This window comes from Pseudomonas sp. LBUM1674 (assembly GCF_059695635.1).
Window position 1 is genome coordinate 1,275,020 of the sequence record NZ_CP166779.1, and the last position, 14,044, is coordinate 1,289,063.

The 14,044-nt window shown below is 59.1% G+C and carries 17 protein-coding genes and 1 pseudogene; 4 read left to right on the plus strand and 14 right to left on the minus strand.

The window, feature by feature from the left end; translation table 11 throughout:
- Nucleotides 1–9: 9 nt before the first annotated feature.
- From ACA067_RS05875 to ACA067_RS05890, 4 genes and pseudogenes are all read right to left on the minus strand, one after another.
- Nucleotides 10–96, minus strand: a pseudogene (locus tag ACA067_RS05875) (hypothetical protein); the annotation flags it as partial.
- Nucleotides 97–139: 43 nt separating this feature from the next.
- The gene (locus tag ACA067_RS05880; protein ID WP_497460974.1) at nucleotides 140–1,318 is read right to left on the minus strand and encodes a GAF domain-containing sensor histidine kinase; all 1,179 of its coding nucleotides are present in this window, start codon (nucleotides 1,316–1,318) and stop codon (nucleotides 140–142) included.
- Between the two features lie 158 nt (nucleotides 1,319–1,476).
- Nucleotides 1,477–1,782 carry a PepSY domain-containing protein gene (locus tag ACA067_RS05885; RefSeq protein ID WP_154997254.1) on the minus strand — a complete coding sequence of 102 codons (306 nt, stop codon included), beginning with the start codon at nucleotides 1,780–1,782 and terminating at the stop codon, nucleotides 1,477–1,479.
- Between the two features lie 181 nt (nucleotides 1,783–1,963).
- A complete protein-coding gene (locus ACA067_RS05890) occupies nucleotides 1,964–3,091 on the minus strand; it encodes a glycerophosphodiester phosphodiesterase (protein ID WP_497460975.1) in 1,128 nt (375 codons plus the stop codon).
- Nucleotides 3,092–3,325: 234 nt separating this feature from the next.
- Here ACA067_RS05890 and ACA067_RS05895 point away from each other — a divergent pair, with 234 nt between their 5' ends.
- Complete coding sequence (locus ACA067_RS05895) at nucleotides 3,326–3,652, plus strand: DUF2025 family protein (RefSeq protein ID WP_497460976.1); 327 nt, start codon at nucleotides 3,326–3,328, stop codon at nucleotides 3,650–3,652.
- 245 nt (nucleotides 3,653–3,897) lie between these two features.
- Here ACA067_RS05895 and ACA067_RS05900 read toward each other — a convergent pair whose 3' ends face one another.
- A complete protein-coding gene (locus ACA067_RS05900; protein WP_497460977.1) occupies nucleotides 3,898–4,428 on the minus strand; it encodes a DUF1003 domain-containing protein in 531 nt (176 codons plus the stop codon).
- Nucleotides 4,429–4,482: 54 nt separating this feature from the next.
- Nucleotides 4,483–5,091 (minus strand): TetR/AcrR family transcriptional regulator, encoded by a 609-nt coding sequence (locus ACA067_RS05905; protein ID WP_497460978.1) that lies wholly within the window; start codon nucleotides 5,089–5,091, stop codon nucleotides 4,483–4,485.
- Between the two features lie 212 nt (nucleotides 5,092–5,303).
- Here ACA067_RS05905 and ACA067_RS05910 point away from each other — a divergent pair, with 212 nt between their 5' ends.
- Nucleotides 5,304–6,356, plus strand: a complete 1,053-nt coding sequence (locus tag ACA067_RS05910; RefSeq protein ID WP_497460979.1) for an MBL fold metallo-hydrolase — start codon at nucleotides 5,304–5,306, stop codon at nucleotides 6,354–6,356.
- 45 nt (nucleotides 6,357–6,401) lie between these two features.
- Here ACA067_RS05910 and ACA067_RS05915 read toward each other — a convergent pair whose 3' ends face one another.
- The 4 genes from ACA067_RS05915 to ACA067_RS05930 all read right to left on the minus strand — a co-directional run bounded on the left by ACA067_RS05915 (nucleotide 6,402) and on the right by ACA067_RS05930 (nucleotide 8,300).
- The gene (locus ACA067_RS05915) at nucleotides 6,402–6,722 is read right to left on the minus strand and encodes a helix-turn-helix domain-containing protein (protein WP_497460980.1); all 321 of its coding nucleotides are present in this window, start codon (nucleotides 6,720–6,722) and stop codon (nucleotides 6,402–6,404) included.
- Nucleotides 6,715–7,077, minus strand: a complete 363-nt coding sequence (locus ACA067_RS05920; RefSeq protein ID WP_497460981.1) for a type II toxin-antitoxin system RelE/ParE family toxin — start codon at nucleotides 7,075–7,077, stop codon at nucleotides 6,715–6,717. Before ACA067_RS05920 ends, ACA067_RS05915 begins: the two co-directional genes overlap by 8 nt.
- A gap of 44 nt (nucleotides 7,078–7,121) precedes the next feature.
- A complete protein-coding gene (locus tag ACA067_RS05925; protein WP_497460982.1) occupies nucleotides 7,122–7,439 on the minus strand; it encodes a helix-turn-helix domain-containing protein in 318 nt (105 codons plus the stop codon).
- Between the two features lie 93 nt (nucleotides 7,440–7,532).
- Entirely contained in the window at nucleotides 7,533–8,300 is a 768-nt protein-coding gene (locus ACA067_RS05930) for an AraC family transcriptional regulator (RefSeq protein ID WP_497460983.1), read from the minus strand.
- A gap of 109 nt (nucleotides 8,301–8,409) precedes the next feature.
- Here ACA067_RS05930 and ACA067_RS05935 point away from each other — a divergent pair, with 109 nt between their 5' ends.
- Both ACA067_RS05935 and ACA067_RS05940 read left to right on the plus strand, forming a co-directional pair.
- Nucleotides 8,410–9,225, plus strand: coding sequence for a sulfite exporter TauE/SafE family protein (locus ACA067_RS05935; RefSeq protein ID WP_497460984.1), 816 nt, complete (start codon nucleotides 8,410–8,412; stop codon nucleotides 9,223–9,225).
- A 114-nt stretch (nucleotides 9,226–9,339) separates the two neighbouring features.
- Nucleotides 9,340–10,530 (plus strand): hypothetical protein, encoded by a 1,191-nt coding sequence (locus ACA067_RS05940; protein WP_497460985.1) that lies wholly within the window; start codon nucleotides 9,340–9,342, stop codon nucleotides 10,528–10,530.
- 3 nt (nucleotides 10,531–10,533) lie between these two features.
- On the opposite strand, the gene ACA067_RS05945 is transcribed toward ACA067_RS05940, so the two are convergent.
- From ACA067_RS05945 to ACA067_RS05960, 4 genes are all read right to left on the minus strand, one after another.
- Nucleotides 10,534–11,523 carry a hypothetical protein gene (locus ACA067_RS05945; RefSeq protein ID WP_497460986.1) on the minus strand — a complete coding sequence of 330 codons (990 nt, stop codon included), beginning with the start codon at nucleotides 11,521–11,523 and terminating at the stop codon, nucleotides 10,534–10,536.
- 163 nt (nucleotides 11,524–11,686) lie between these two features.
- Nucleotides 11,687–12,166, minus strand: a complete 480-nt coding sequence (locus tag ACA067_RS05950) for a YbaK/prolyl-tRNA synthetase associated domain-containing protein (RefSeq protein WP_497460987.1) — start codon at nucleotides 12,164–12,166, stop codon at nucleotides 11,687–11,689.
- A 9-nt stretch (nucleotides 12,167–12,175) separates the two neighbouring features.
- A complete protein-coding gene (locus ACA067_RS05955) occupies nucleotides 12,176–12,940 on the minus strand; it encodes a sulfite exporter TauE/SafE family protein (protein WP_497460988.1) in 765 nt (254 codons plus the stop codon).
- Between the two features lie 5 nt (nucleotides 12,941–12,945).
- Nucleotides 12,946–14,031, minus strand: coding sequence for a TauD/TfdA family dioxygenase (locus ACA067_RS05960; RefSeq protein WP_497460989.1), 1,086 nt, complete (start codon nucleotides 14,029–14,031; stop codon nucleotides 12,946–12,948).
- Nucleotides 14,032–14,044 lie beyond the last annotated feature (13 nt).

Consider the following 14,044-nt stretch of genomic DNA (forward strand, 5'->3'; position numbering starts at 1 on the left):
CTGTGGGAGCGCAGACAGCACGTGAGTGGTCGACACCGGCAGCCCGAATACGTCGGCCGCGCCGATGGTCAGCATGGCCAGGGCTTCCGCCGAGGCCCTTCGATACGGAAGCAAAAGATCTTGATCATCCTGCCGGTTCTTAACGGCGAATCGGCAGGCTGAAGGTAAAGATCGTCCCCTGTCCTGCGTTGGAGACCACGTCCAGTGTTCCCCCATGGGACTTGGCGATTTCGCTGGCGATGTACAAGCCCAGCCCGAGGCCGGCCTGCGGTGTATCGCGGGTCGGTCGCGAGTAGGGTTTGAACAGGTGCAACAACGCCTGCTCGGCAATCTGTCCCTGATTTTTTACGCTCAGTACAAAGGTGCCTTGATCGATCCGCGCGCTGACCACTACCGAACCTGCGAGATCGCCATGGGTGACCGCGTTGGCCACCAGATTGGAGGCCAATTGCGCCACTCGCTCACGATCGCAATGAACATCGCGCAAGTCGCCGATGGACGACACGATACTGCGGTCGGGGTGCACGCTCTGGATTTCAGCAATCACATGGCGTAATGCCCCTTCCAGATCCGGGCACGGCTCGATGTTCACCGGAATGCCCTTGCCCATGGAACCGCGGGTGAAGTCCAGGACATCGTTGACCAGTCTGGTCGCGCGCCGGGCGCTGGTGAGAATGTGTCGCACCAGCTTGTCGCTGGCTGGGTCTGGAAACTTGCGCAGGAGCATTTCCGCGCCGGCGCTGATGGCAAACAAGGGGTTGCGCAAGTCATGCCCGAGCACGGCGATGAACTGTTCGCGCAGTTCTCCGTTTTCCTGCTCCTGAATCAGGGCCGCTTCGGTCTTCTGCTGGTTTTCTTCGGATTCGATCTGCAGCGCCAGCATCCGTGCGAAGGACTCCATGGTGCTCTGGATCGTGCTGGATTTGAGCGGCGCCGGGTTGGGGTCAAGGGCGCAGATGGTGCCGAAGAAACGCCCGTCGGTGCGAAAAACCGGTACCGCGATGTAGCTTTCGAATTGATACAGGCGCGGCGTGTGGTGGTCGCGGTAAAGCGGGTCGTCACTGACCTTGTCGATCACCACGGCGTGGTGGGCCTGACGAATTTCGTGGCACAGCGTGGTAGTCACCTCCAGTTCACCGCCGACCTGCAGGCCGAAACCCAGTTGATCGAGCACCGCACAGGCGGTCCAGGAATCTTCGGTGACGCGGGCCACTGCGGCAAAGCGCAGGCCGGTCATTTCGCGGATCACCTGAAGTATGGCGGGCACCGCGCTGATTCGACCAATGGTGGCGATGTCTGCTGCCGCTGTCTGACCCATGTACGTTGTTCTCGCTGCAAGATGCCGAGGGGGGTCGAGGAATTCTAGCGGGCTGGCGCGAGGTTGGCGTCACTGGATTGATGACGTTCGGGATCAGCTGACGCAGGATGCAAAAAAGCCGCACGACTCGAAAGTCGTGCGGCTTCTTGATGTGTGTATCAGTCGTCTTGTTTGTTTTTCAGGACTTCGCCGGTGGCGGCGTTCAAATCCACGTCCCATTCAACGTTTTTGGCATCGCGCAGTTCGACTTCGTATTCATAGTTGTTGAAGTGGTTGTCCAGGTCGCTGTCGGTAATCGTGGCACCCGGGTGCAGCTTCAGCACGATCTGGTTCAGTTCTTCCAGTGGCTTGATCTTTTTATCTTTGACCAACTGCGGGATCTGATCGACAGGCACATCGGCCTGGGCCAGGCCAGCGGTGAGGGTCAGCGCAGCAGCGGTGAACAAGGCAGTCAGGGTTTTCATGGGATTCTTTCCTTGGGGTGAACTGTTTAAGTGGGGCCAGATTAACTGTGGCAACTTAATCGAGGCTTAATTCCCATTAACGCATCGGATGTAAAAGCTTCGCTGGCAAGCCAGCTCCTACAGGTTTTGCGCAATCCTGTAGGCGCTGGCTTGCCAGCGAAGCAGGCGCCACGGTCTCGGATCAGAACCCGTTGTTCTGCAACAACTGCGCAACACTCGCCGCCGCCGGGCGTTTGTAGAACTTGAGCAGCTCGCTGGCGCGATTGGTGAAGATGCCATCGACGCCGGCGTCCATGACTTTCTGATAATCCACGGCATCGTCGACGGTGTACGCATGCACCAGCAAGCCCTGGTCATGGGTGTACTGGTTCATCCACGGTTGCACCAGGTCCGAGTAGCTCTGATCACCCCCCTGGGTCAGCCTGGCAGAAGGGCCGGTGCCGATCGCGCCCTGGGCCTTGGCGTACTCGACCCAGCGCTGGAATTCGGCTTTGTCCTTCGGTTGCTGTTTAGCGTAGAACGTCGCTTTGTCCTTGTCGCCGGACTCGGCAAAGGTCACCTTGGACTTGGGCTCGATGCTGCCTTCGCCGACCCACAGCAGCAGGATCTTCGGCACTTGCGGCATTTCCTTGTCCAGCAGTTCGAGGCTGCCCTTCTCAAACGTTTGCAACACCACCTTGCCTTTGCCCTGGCCGACCGCCAGTTCGCTTTTCGCCAGTGTCGAACCGGTCGGACTCAACCAGCCGCGATCCTGGAGTTTCTCCTTGAGGTCGCGTTCGAGACCGGGAAACTGCTTCGGTTCTTTGGTTTCGATGTACAGGCCCGGCTTGTGCAGCGGATTGCCCTGGGCGATGTCGATGATCTCGTCCAGAGTCAGGATTTTCAGACCCGCGTAGGACGGACGGGCGCGATCCGGGTAAGCGCTGTTGAACCAGCTGCCGGCATCGAGGGTTTTCAGTTCGGCAAGGGTGAAGGCGTTGGCCGGGCTGTCCTTGCGCTCCGGAAACTTGATGGCGACGTCGGTGGTGCGTTGCAGGTTGTCGTCGTGCAGGGCAAACAGCACGCCATCCTTGCTGCGCTGCAAGTCCAGCTCCAGATAGTCGGCGCCCAGATCGCGCGCCAGTTTGTAAGCCGGGGCGGTGGATTCCGGCGCATCGAAGGACGCGCCACGGTGGGCGATCACGGCCGGATGCGGGATACCCAGGCGGGTCGCCAGTGCGGTGGGGCTTGGTTCGCTGGCGGCCTGTGCCTGGCCGAGGCCAAGCAGCACACTCAGCAGCAGGGCGCTTTGGGTGAAGGTGACAGGCATGGGTCGAAGTCCTTTCGCAGTTTTTCAAAGAGCTCCCTTTTAACAACTGAGGGCTGCCAGCGCTATCGCGAGACCGACATAAACCTGTTTAAAGCCCATTTTTTCCGCGCTTTTGTGCGGTTTTTTGCAGTACTCTTGGCCCCGGCAACGTCCCCGGCAGAGGGAAAGCCATTGACTTGTCTTGCGTGTAAACCATCGATCACCGGTCCTTCGCGACCCTTTGTGAGGTTTATCATGCGCATCACTTCCCAACTCATCTGCCAGGCTGCCGACCAACTCAAAGGCTTCGTCGGCCTCAATCGCAAGACCGGCCAGTACATCGTTCGCTTCAGTGAAGACTCGTTCGGCATGGACGTGGCGGATGACGGCATTATTCCGGTGAGCGAGTTCGTCTGGGCACCCGGTCCGGAGCAGGCCATGACGCTTAAACGCGAGTTGATTCAGTTGTTGCTGGATCAGCACATCGATGACCGGATCAACATTACCGAGCCGTTGCGGGTGTACATGAATCGGCGGGAAGTGCCGGAGATTTCGGCAGTGCGCAGTTTGGTGGGCGGCTGATGTTTTTGGGCTGACTGTTCCGGCCTCATCGCGGGCAAGCCCGCTCCCACAGGGACATGTGTCGTACACAGATCAAGTACCCGACACAAAACCCTGTGGGAGCGGGCTTGCCCGCGATGACGGCCTGAAGAACACCGCATCATCTACTGTTCGAACGCATACGCCCGTTCAACCCTGCGCATCCACGTTCGACAGCGCGCGGTCACCTGCTCCAGGTCCCCGCCGACAGGTCGTTGGTTCGCTGATCAGCTGCTTGGCTGATCCTTGCGCACAAACTGCTGATGCATCTCCGAAGTCAGGCTTTCGATGCGTTCGGTCAGGGCCTTGGTCATTTCGGTCAGCCGGGTGTTTTGCTCCAGCAGTTCCAACAGTTGCGCGGTGTTCTGCGCTGCCTGTGCCTGACGTTCGGCGTTGGCCACGGCCAGGGCTTCGCGGTGCTGCGCATCGGCCTCGGACTGGGCCTTGTCGCGTGCGGCTTGACGGGTCTGGGCTAGCAGAATCAGCGGTGCGGCGTAAGCCGATTGCAGGCTGAACGCCAGGTTGAGCAGGATGAACGGATACAGGTCAAAGTGGGCCACGCCAAACAGATTGAGGCACACCCACACCACCACGATCAGCGTTTGCGCACCGAGAAAGGTCGGCGTGCCGAAGAATCGCGCAAAGGCCTCGGCGCGCAGGGCAAACTTGTCGGTGCCAAAGGTCGGAGCCAGGTGAGCGTGAGGGCGGTGGAAACGCAGGTGATCGACGGGAGCGGTATGTTTGGTTTCGGTGGTCATGGGGCTCTCTGCCTGGCGCTGGGACTGAGGCTCACTATAGCGCCAGCGCTTGATCTAGACCTGATAGCAAGCCAGAAACATGTCCAGCGCCGACTCCACGACAATGGTCTGTCTCTCGGCTGACAGGCTTGGCAAGCCCATGGAAATCTGCGGCCAGAAGGCAAAGGATTTGAGCATCCCCTGAATCTGCTGCGCGGCAAATTCCGGGTCGACCGGTTTTAACCGGCCATCGGCCTGGGCGGCACGGATCCACAGGGTCAGGCTTTCTTCACGCTCGCCCATTCGCGCGACCATGTTCTGCGCACGCTCCGGGGAGTGGATGGTGGCGGCGATGGCGACCCGGGCCAGGTCGAGAAAATTGTCGTCGCTCATCATCTGCAATTTTGCCAACAGCATCCGGCGCATCTGGTCGCGCAGGGGCAGGTCAGGGCGGTAGGACGTTTCCGGTTCTGCGGTCAGTCGCGCCCACAACTGATTGAGGATTTCGGCGAACAACTCTTCCTTGCTGGGGAAGTGGTTGTACACCGTGCGCTTCGACACCCCGGCGGTGGCGGCGATCTTGTCCATGCTGGTGATGTCGAAGCCGTTGGCACGGAATTCGGCAATCGCCGCCTGAATGATGGCTGCACGTTTTCGATCGGTGAGGCGCTGTGGGGCAGTCATAGGAACGCTTCGTCAGGAATAGGTAAAGATTACACTGAGCAGTTTACTTGTGATCGGCATTGATGCAACCTAGAAACTACACTGTGCAGTGTAATGCTCTGTTAATCCTGTGCAGTAACCATAGATTTTTCGGCTAATGCGTGCGTGCTTGGCCATTTAACGTTTCAAAGCAGAGGGCCGCGAATCATGCGGTTTTCCTGGAGTCTTCAGCCATGGCCACTTCAATTTCCCCGGCGGACAACGCCTCCACACCTGAAGCGTCTCGACAGACTCAAGGGCAGTACAGAAACCATGCCCCGGTGCAGCGCGAAGGGTTTCGTAAAACCTTGCGCATCATGTGGAACGTAATCTTCCATAAACCAGGCAACACCCGCCCGACGGCACCCGTACCGGTGCAAAACCTGACGCAAGCCGCATTGATTGCCGCGCCCAATCACAGCGTCTACCGCCTCGGTCATTCCACCGTACTGCTGAAACTGCGCGACAAATTCTGGATCACCGACCCGGTCTTCGCCGAACGCGCCTCGCCGGTGCAATGGGCCGGCCCCAAGCGTTTTCATCAGCCGCCGATCAGCCTGGAAGAACTGCCGCCGATTGAAGCGGTGATCCTGTCCCACGATCACTACGACCACCTCGATTATCAGGCGGTACTGAAACTGGCGGACAAGACCAACTACTTCCTGACCCCGTTGGGCGTTGGCGACACCTTGATCAAGTGGGGCATCGACCCCGGCAAAGTGCGTCAACTGGACTGGTGGCGGGGCACCGAGGTTGATGGCGTGCAGTTCATCGCCACACCTTCGCAGCATTTTTCCGGCCGCGGCCTGTTCGATGGCAACAGCACGCTGTGGGCGTCCTGGGTGATGATCGACGGCGACACGCGGATCTTCTTCAGCGGCGACAGCGGCTATTTCGACGGCTTCAAACGCATCGGCGAACAGTACGGGCCGTTCGACCTGACGCTGATGGAAACCGGCGCCTACAACGTCGAGTGGCCCCATGTGCACATGCAGCCGGAGCAGACCTTGCAAGCGCATATCGATCTGAAAGGGCGGTGGTTACTGCCCATCCACAACGGTACTTTCGATTTGTCGATGCATGCCTGGTACGAACCGTTTGACCGGATCCTGGCGTTGGCCTGGGAGCGCAATGTTTCAATCACCACGCCGCAGATGGGCGAACCCTTTAATGTGATGCATCCGCAGCGAGGCAGTGCCTGGTGGTATGAGGTCGAGCAGCAGGTGTACCAGCAGAGTGTCGGCTGAAGCGGCTACAGATGGACTCGGAGGACAAACGCCGGGCTACGCGCTTCAGGTGAAAACCACCTCGATCCGGCCCTCTTTTCTTGATCGGGGGGCCGATTTGATGACGATTTGCACGTCACGCCCAAGCAGGGAAAGGCATTCCATCATCTTGGCTTCACTGATGCCGCGAAACTTTCCGCGCAACATTTCAGAGAGCTTGGGTTGTGACAGGCCCAGGATCACCGATGCTTGAACCTGGGTCAGGTGGCGAGCCTTGATGATCTCGCCAATTTTTGCGGCCAGTTGGGATTTGACTCGCATTTCATTGGCGTTGGGTATCCCGAGGTCGGCATAGACGTTCCCGCTGCTTTCTTCGATTTCAATCATTTTCTGATCCTTTTGCGTGATCCTGTGCTGCTTGAAGTCTCGTCCTGATCAAATCGATGTCGCCCTGCGCGGTTTTGATTCCCGTAGTCGACTTCTTCTGAAAACAGTGCAAAACATAAATGGCACTACCAAAACGAACGGTATAAACGGCGCGGTAGGTATTCGTATCGAAGTCCTCGACCACCTCAAGAACTCCAGCACCTCCAAAACCCTTCAGAGGCTTTGCGTCCGGATGCTTCGCACCAATTTGTGCCAGATCCAGAGCATGACCAAAAACGTCCTGTACATCGGCGGGCATTTGCTTGAGGTCCTTCTTACTGCTGCTCACCCACAGGAGTGACTTCCTTGTACTCATGGGAAAATATACCTATTTGGGGATAATCGTCAATCAATGATTCTTCACTCAACCATCGCATAATCCGGCCGTCCCACCGGATTCGGCGTCGACCCCTTAACATTCATCCCTCTCCCCGGGGCAAACCCCGGGAAGAACACCAACCCCTGCGCTTCAAACCGATAAGCCAACGCCAGCCGGGTTACATCCAGCACATCGCGCTCGGCTTCGAAACGTTGAATGGCGTCAACCGAGACACCGGATTCTTCAGACAGCTCTTCAACACTCCAACCCAGCATCGTCCGGGCCTGGGCGCAGTGGGTTGGCGTGAATTGGAAAAGGGCGATACGTTCCAGGGTGATCTTCATCGCATAAGAGGCCATGGTGTTCTCCGGGCTCGAGAGTGTTGGTTCAAAATATACTGTGTTTTTGTACAGTTGTTTTGCCCCCGGATCAAACTCATTTTTTGATGCATCCTATTTCACTCCCTCCAGCCAGACCGACGGTGGCTCTCCCAGCACCCGGCGAAACATCGTCGAAAACGCTGCCGGGCTCTCATAACCAAAATCCAGGGCAATGCGCGTCACTGGCTCACCCGCGGCCAATCGGGCGAGCGCCAGCACCACGCAGGCCCGCTGGCGCCATTGGCTGAAACTCAGGTCCGTCTGTTGGCGAAACAGACGATTGAACGTGCGCAGACTGATGTGCAACTGATCGGCCCATTGCTGCGGTGACTGATGGGCGTCGGGCCGCTGCACAAAGCCCTGGCACAACGCGAGCAGCCGCGCATCGACCGGCAGCGGAATGTGCAGGGGCAGGTGAGTACTGCGCCTCAGTTCATGCAGCAGCAAGTCGACCAAGGCTCCATCGCGCCCAGGCTCCTCGTACTCCAGCGGCATCTCCACCGCCTCCATCAGCAAATGGCGCAGCAACGGCGAAACGCTGATCACCTGACAACGGTGCCCGAGATCCACCGCCCCCGGCTCGATGTACAGACTGCGAGTACTCACCCCCAGCATCAACACCTCATGCGCCACACCCGCCGGAATCCACACCGCTCGCTGTGGCGGCACCACCCAATTGCCGTCGTGGGTGCTGACCTGCATCACCCCCGTGGCGCCGTACAACAACTGCGCCCGACGGTGCGAATGCCGAGGCAGCAAATGACCGTGGACATAATCCGTCCCAATGGCCACCACTCGCCGTGGTGTGCCGTCCAGCCGATCTATCGAAACATTGCGCATCAAGCCCCCAGCGGTTGGCGTAAACGCAAATATTATTGGCCGACTTGCTGAAGCAGGCCAAGCCATGTCGCTCTATCGTCGACCGCTCTCACCACACGGACGACATCCAATGTTCTATCTCTTGCTGGCACTCTTCGGCTGCATGACCGGCGTCACCGCCGTGCTGTTCGGCTTCGGCGGCGGCTTCGTCGTCGTGCCATTGCTCTACCGCATGCTCATGGCCAGCCACGGCGCAGACGACCCCATCGGCCAATCGGCGATGCACATTGCCGTAGCCACCTCGACCTGCGTGATGATCGTCAACGCGCTGGTCGCCACCGGAAAACACCGCCGAGCCGGTCATCTGATTCGCCATTATGTGTGGCCGTTGGGCGGATTCATCGGGGTGGGCGCGGTCATCGGCGCCGTCGCGGCAATGTGGGTGAGCGGCGAAGTGATTCGTTATGCGTTCATCGCCTACCTGGGCTTCACCATTGTGGACTGCCTGTTCAGACGTGGTTTTCTAACGCAATCCGGCGACGCAATCCCACGGCAGTTGGGGAGGGCGGAAGTGTCTGTCGGCGGTGTAGGAATCGGCGCTATCGCCACGTTTCTCGGTGTAGGAGGGAGCGTCATGACTGTGCCGCTATTGCGGCGATGCGGGTTGAGCATGACTCAGGCGACGTCCATGGCCAACCCGCTGAGTTTGCCGGTGGCGGTGGCTGGGACCCTGACTTACATGGCGATGGCGGGGTTTACCGAGTTTGATCTGGGGCAGTGGTTTGTCGGTTACGTGGATGTGTTGGCGTTTGCCGTTTTGACTACGGGATCATTGGTGGGGATTCGGCTGGCCACGCCTTGGATAGGGCGGCTACCGGATCGGGCGCATGCGCGGGTTTATATTGGTTTGCTGGTCGCGGTGATGCTCAGCATGGCGATGAAGTGAGGCGTTTGATGAGGCTCGATTCCCCCGTGCAACCTCGCCATAATCCGTCCTCGTTCAACCTGCGCCGCATTCAATCTGCCCGGCGCTGCTTCCGCTTAATTCAGGGATCGATCAATGCTCAAAGGATTGTTACGCCTGGTGCCAGGCGCCGCGCTGTTACTCATGGTGTGTTCCACTGCTCATGCCGAGGACGGGAGACGAGTCTTCACCGGCACCCTGGGCAAGATGCCGATTGTGCTGGAGCTCAACAGCGCCCAGTCGGACGAAGTCACCGGCCGCTACTTCTATGAGAAATACCATCGCGACCTGGAGCTGAGTGGCTCGCTGCAAGAAGAGACCTTGACGCTAACCGAAGGCAACAACCGCTACGGCGACGACAAACCCCTGCCAACCCTGAAGCTGCAAGAAACGGCCAACGGCTGGCAAGGCGAATGGAAAAGCCCCAAGGGCAAAATCCTGAAAATGCAGTTGACCGAAGCCAGGCTCCCGGCACCGGCGGTAGACGCCTTGCCCTTCATCGCCGCGCTGTCGAAAAGCGACCCTTACGAATATCTCCGCCTGCAAGGCTTGAAGCTCAAACCGGGCAAGAAAGAGTCCTTCATGGGCTACGACCTGCAATGGTGGACGCAGCCCGAGTCCAGTCTCTCCATGTTCAGCATCGAGTCCGGCTACCCGAAAGCCGACCAGCAGCGAGTCAATCAGCAATTGTTGGAGCGGCTCTGGAGCGAAGCCATCAGCTACCACGGCTGTTTGCTGCAAGGTGGTGAATATGCCGAGTTCGACCAAGGTGTCGCCCCCCAATTCCTATCGCCCGACGTAGTCAGCCTGAACATCTCCACCAGCTACAGCTGCGGCGGTGCTCACCCGGATTTTGGCAATTCGCCGATCAACCTCGACGTTCACACCGGTCATAGCCTGTCGTTGGAAGACGTGTTGTGGGTCGGCAAAGGCAAGCCACTGCTGCACGCCGATCGCGACGGCGCGGGCGACGCATCCTTGACCAAGGAAGAGGACAAAGCGCGATTCACTTATCAGCGTGAAGTGTTCGTACCGTGGTTGATCAAGCAGCTCACCACGCTATACCCCGACGAAATGATGAAACCAGCGGACGAGGACAGCTGCGATTACACCGACGAAAGCGTTTGGGGTTATTCCAACTGGCACTTCACCGCGAAAGGCCTGTACCTGGGCCCGTATTTCGCTCGCGTACAACGCAATTGCGATGACCCGAGCTGGTCAGTGCTGCCGTACGCCGTGGTCAAGCAACATCCCGGCGCAGTCAAACTCGAACTGCCTCAGGATTAATTCCTAGCCCGATGCCAACCCCGGCGCCTCACGAACAATGAAATGATCCAGGTTCTCGATATTGGCACTGAACACCCCGAACGTCTGCTCGGGGTTCTTCTTGCTCGGTACCTGCTGCAACTCCGGCGTCACCCCATAAAAGAAGCAATACAACTCGGCATCACTGTCGATGGCATGCTTGATCTCTTCCAGAAACGCTTTGCGCTTGCGGTAGTTTTCGATCAGCTTCTTGCTCAGGTAAACGTTGACTGAATAAGGCCTCTTCTTCGCCTCGTCCGCTTGCTTGAACCAGACCTTCTGTTCGAAATCGATGCGAAAGCTCTGGGTGTAATCCTTGATCTCCTTGATCTTGCCCCAGTAAATCAGTCCCTTGTTGTCCTGCAGATACTCGATCTTCTTGAAGAATGATGCATAAGGCGCCGTGTGCTCGCCAATCTTCAGCGGCATGCGCTTGAGCAGCTCCTTGTCCTCGAAATTCGACACGAAACACTCTACCGGGTGGGCAAAGACGCTGGTCTTGTCCGGTGCCGACTCGCGAGTCGAATGCTCGATGTCACTCGCCGCAGAAGGTGGTTTTGGATCATCCCGCATGACATCCGCCGCCACTGCGGGGTTAGACGGCTTGCGCACATACTCACGCCGAGTCAGCAACAACTCCGACGGGAAATGCTCCTCGCGACTGTCATCCGTTTCCGCACCGTCCGCCTCGACGCCCGACGCCGCCGTCTTCAAACTCACATAAGGACAACCCTCGACATGCCGAGTGCTGGGTATGTTCTTGAAGTGCGGCGTGCGCAGGTAATTCACATTCTTGGCGTTGAACGTCCCCAACACATTCCCCGCATCGAACGCCAATCGACAAGCATCGTTGGGGCACTGGAAGTGTTCCTTGGCGGAATCGAACGCCATCGTCTCGTCGAAATTCAAATCGCGCACGTCATAGATCGACAGCTTGTCGTCGAGGCTGAGGCAGTAGGCGAGGTCGAATTTCATGGCGGGCTCGGGTCCTTGCAGGCGCGAGCTTGCTCGCGATGGTTGCCAACGATAACGCATAAAACCTGACACCTCTCTGCGTTCTCAGGTTTTCGTCGCAACGCCGCCCGGAGCCAGCTCGCACCTACACCCATCAGCGCAATCCAATCCTGCCCACGGGTGCTCAACCCTGGCGGATATCCACCAACCGGGGCTTGGCAATCGACAGGTAATCCTGCGTATCGAGCACCATTGATGCATCCAGCCGCCCGGCGTTGAAGGCGATTTCGCCGTAGCCCGTGGTCAGGGACGGGTCGACGATCAATTGAATCCGCTCGTCGAAGGTAAACGGAGGGATGGCGCCGATCCTGCACCCGGTCAGTTGCATGGCCGTTTGCGCATTCACCAGCTCGGCTTTTTTTCCTCCCAGGGCCGCTCCGACTTTCTTCATGTCGAGCCTCTGGTCCCCTGGCAGTATCACCAGGGCATAGGGTTCGGCCTGACCCTTTAGCGCGCAGAGCATGGCTTTTGCGCCTTGGCCGGGTTCCGTGCCTCGGAGTTCGGCGACCCGCGCCGACTGGCCCTCGGCATCGTGCATCAACACCCGATAGGAGGCGGCGTGGGCATCGAGTAGCGTCACCAGGCGATCAAACATGGGTTGCATGGGCTTTTCTCAGGTTTTCAGCAACAGGTCATAGGACAGTTTGCTGATCAGGATCACCAGCAACACCAGAAACAGCGCCCGGACAAAGGGCACGCCTTTACGCACCGCCAGCCAGGTGCCGGTCAGCGCGCCCAGGATGTTGAAGACCGCCATGGGGAGGGCGATCAGGTACAGCACGTTACCTGTCGGGATGAAGAATATCAGCGCCGCCACGTTGGTCGCGATGTTCACCAGCTTGGCCGACGCCGAGGCGTGCAGGAAGTCGAAGGCGAAGCAGCGGATAAACAGGAAGATCAGGAAGGTGCCGGTGCCAGGACCGAACAGCCCGTCGTAGAAACCGATGGCACCGCCGATGACGACCGCCAGCCACTTCTGCCGGATACCGATGTACGTGGGGGCGTGCAGGGCGCCGAAGTCCTTTTTCCAGAAGGTGTATATCGCCATCAGCACGATCAATACCAGCACCGCCGGGCGCATCACTGCCTGGGGCACGAACGATACCGTGGCCGCGCCGAAGAAGGCCATGACAAAGGCGGCGCAGGCGGCTGGAATCACCAGGCCCCAGTCGATCACCACCTTGCGCACGAAGGACCTGGCCGCGAACGCGGTGCCGAACGCGGCCGCGACCTTGTTGGTCCCCAGCAGCGCTGCCGGTGGTGCGGCGGGCAGCACGTTGAACAACGCGGGTATCTGGATCAGGCCGCCGCCGCCCACCGCCGCATCGATCAGGCCGGCGGCGAAGGCGAACACACAAAGAATGACAATATCGACCATTAACATCAGGCTCTTGCGATGAAGGGTTGTTGGGGGTTCAGCGCCAGCACACGGGCCGGGTCGTTGACCCCGAAAACGCGCAGCAGCCAGCGGTCGCGCCCGTCGTAGCGCGGGGTAAAACCTTCCCTGGCATGCAGGGTTTGCTGGTTCTTGAAGATCAGCATGTCCCCCGGTTGCAGCAGGACGGGGCATACGACATCGGGGTGATTGGCGGCGGCTTCGAACAGCTGCAGGGCCAACTTCGCGATGGCGCCGGTGGCGGTGACACTGGCCTTGTTGTAACGGCAAAACAGCTCGCCGGTTGCGCTTTTGTACAGCAGGGGTACGTGTTCCAGCACATTGCCTGGCTTGCCGAAGGACACCGGTCGGCGAATGGCGAACTGCGGTTGTGACAAGGCAGTTTCAACCCAGTCGGGCAACATGGCCAGCACCTCGCTAATGGCAACGATGCGGGTCGGCACATCCAGCTCGCAGCGCAGACCGGTCAGGCACAGGTACTCCGGACAGGCCGACAACGCTGAGACAGGTTCGCAGGTCAAGGGCAGGTGCGGGTTGTCGACGTGCATACACAGGTCCATGCGGGACCCGTAGGAGCTCTTTTCGGCTTCACGCTGGCGCTTGGGCGACACGTGGCGAAACACCGTGTCGTCGTTTTCACCCTCGTAGGCCACCGGATGGGTTTGCAGGGTCTGCAGCACCGCCAGGATCGCGCCGGCCACTACCGGCAGTTGCTCGATACCTGGCGCCATGTCGTAGGGGGTGGCGGGCAGGTGCGAGTCCAGGGGCAGCCCCCTGACGATCATTGCCTCCTCTGGGGCCGTGGGGAAGTTGCGCAAGCGATCGATTTTTTCACCGCACAGGACGCTCTCAAGCAGCTGCCCCAAGGCCGGCATGCGACGGATACCCGAGGCGCTGTCGGTCACGGCCAGGGAGACCAGGCCGGCGTGAAGTGCGTGCTGTTCTTCAAACGAAACATGAATCTGCGGTATTGCTTGTCGGGTTGAACTCGCTGTGTGACTGCGCTGCCAGTCATGAATGTGTTCACCCTCAGTGGCCGTTGATGTCCCGACTATTTCTTCCATCTTTGCCATGTCCATTTGCTCC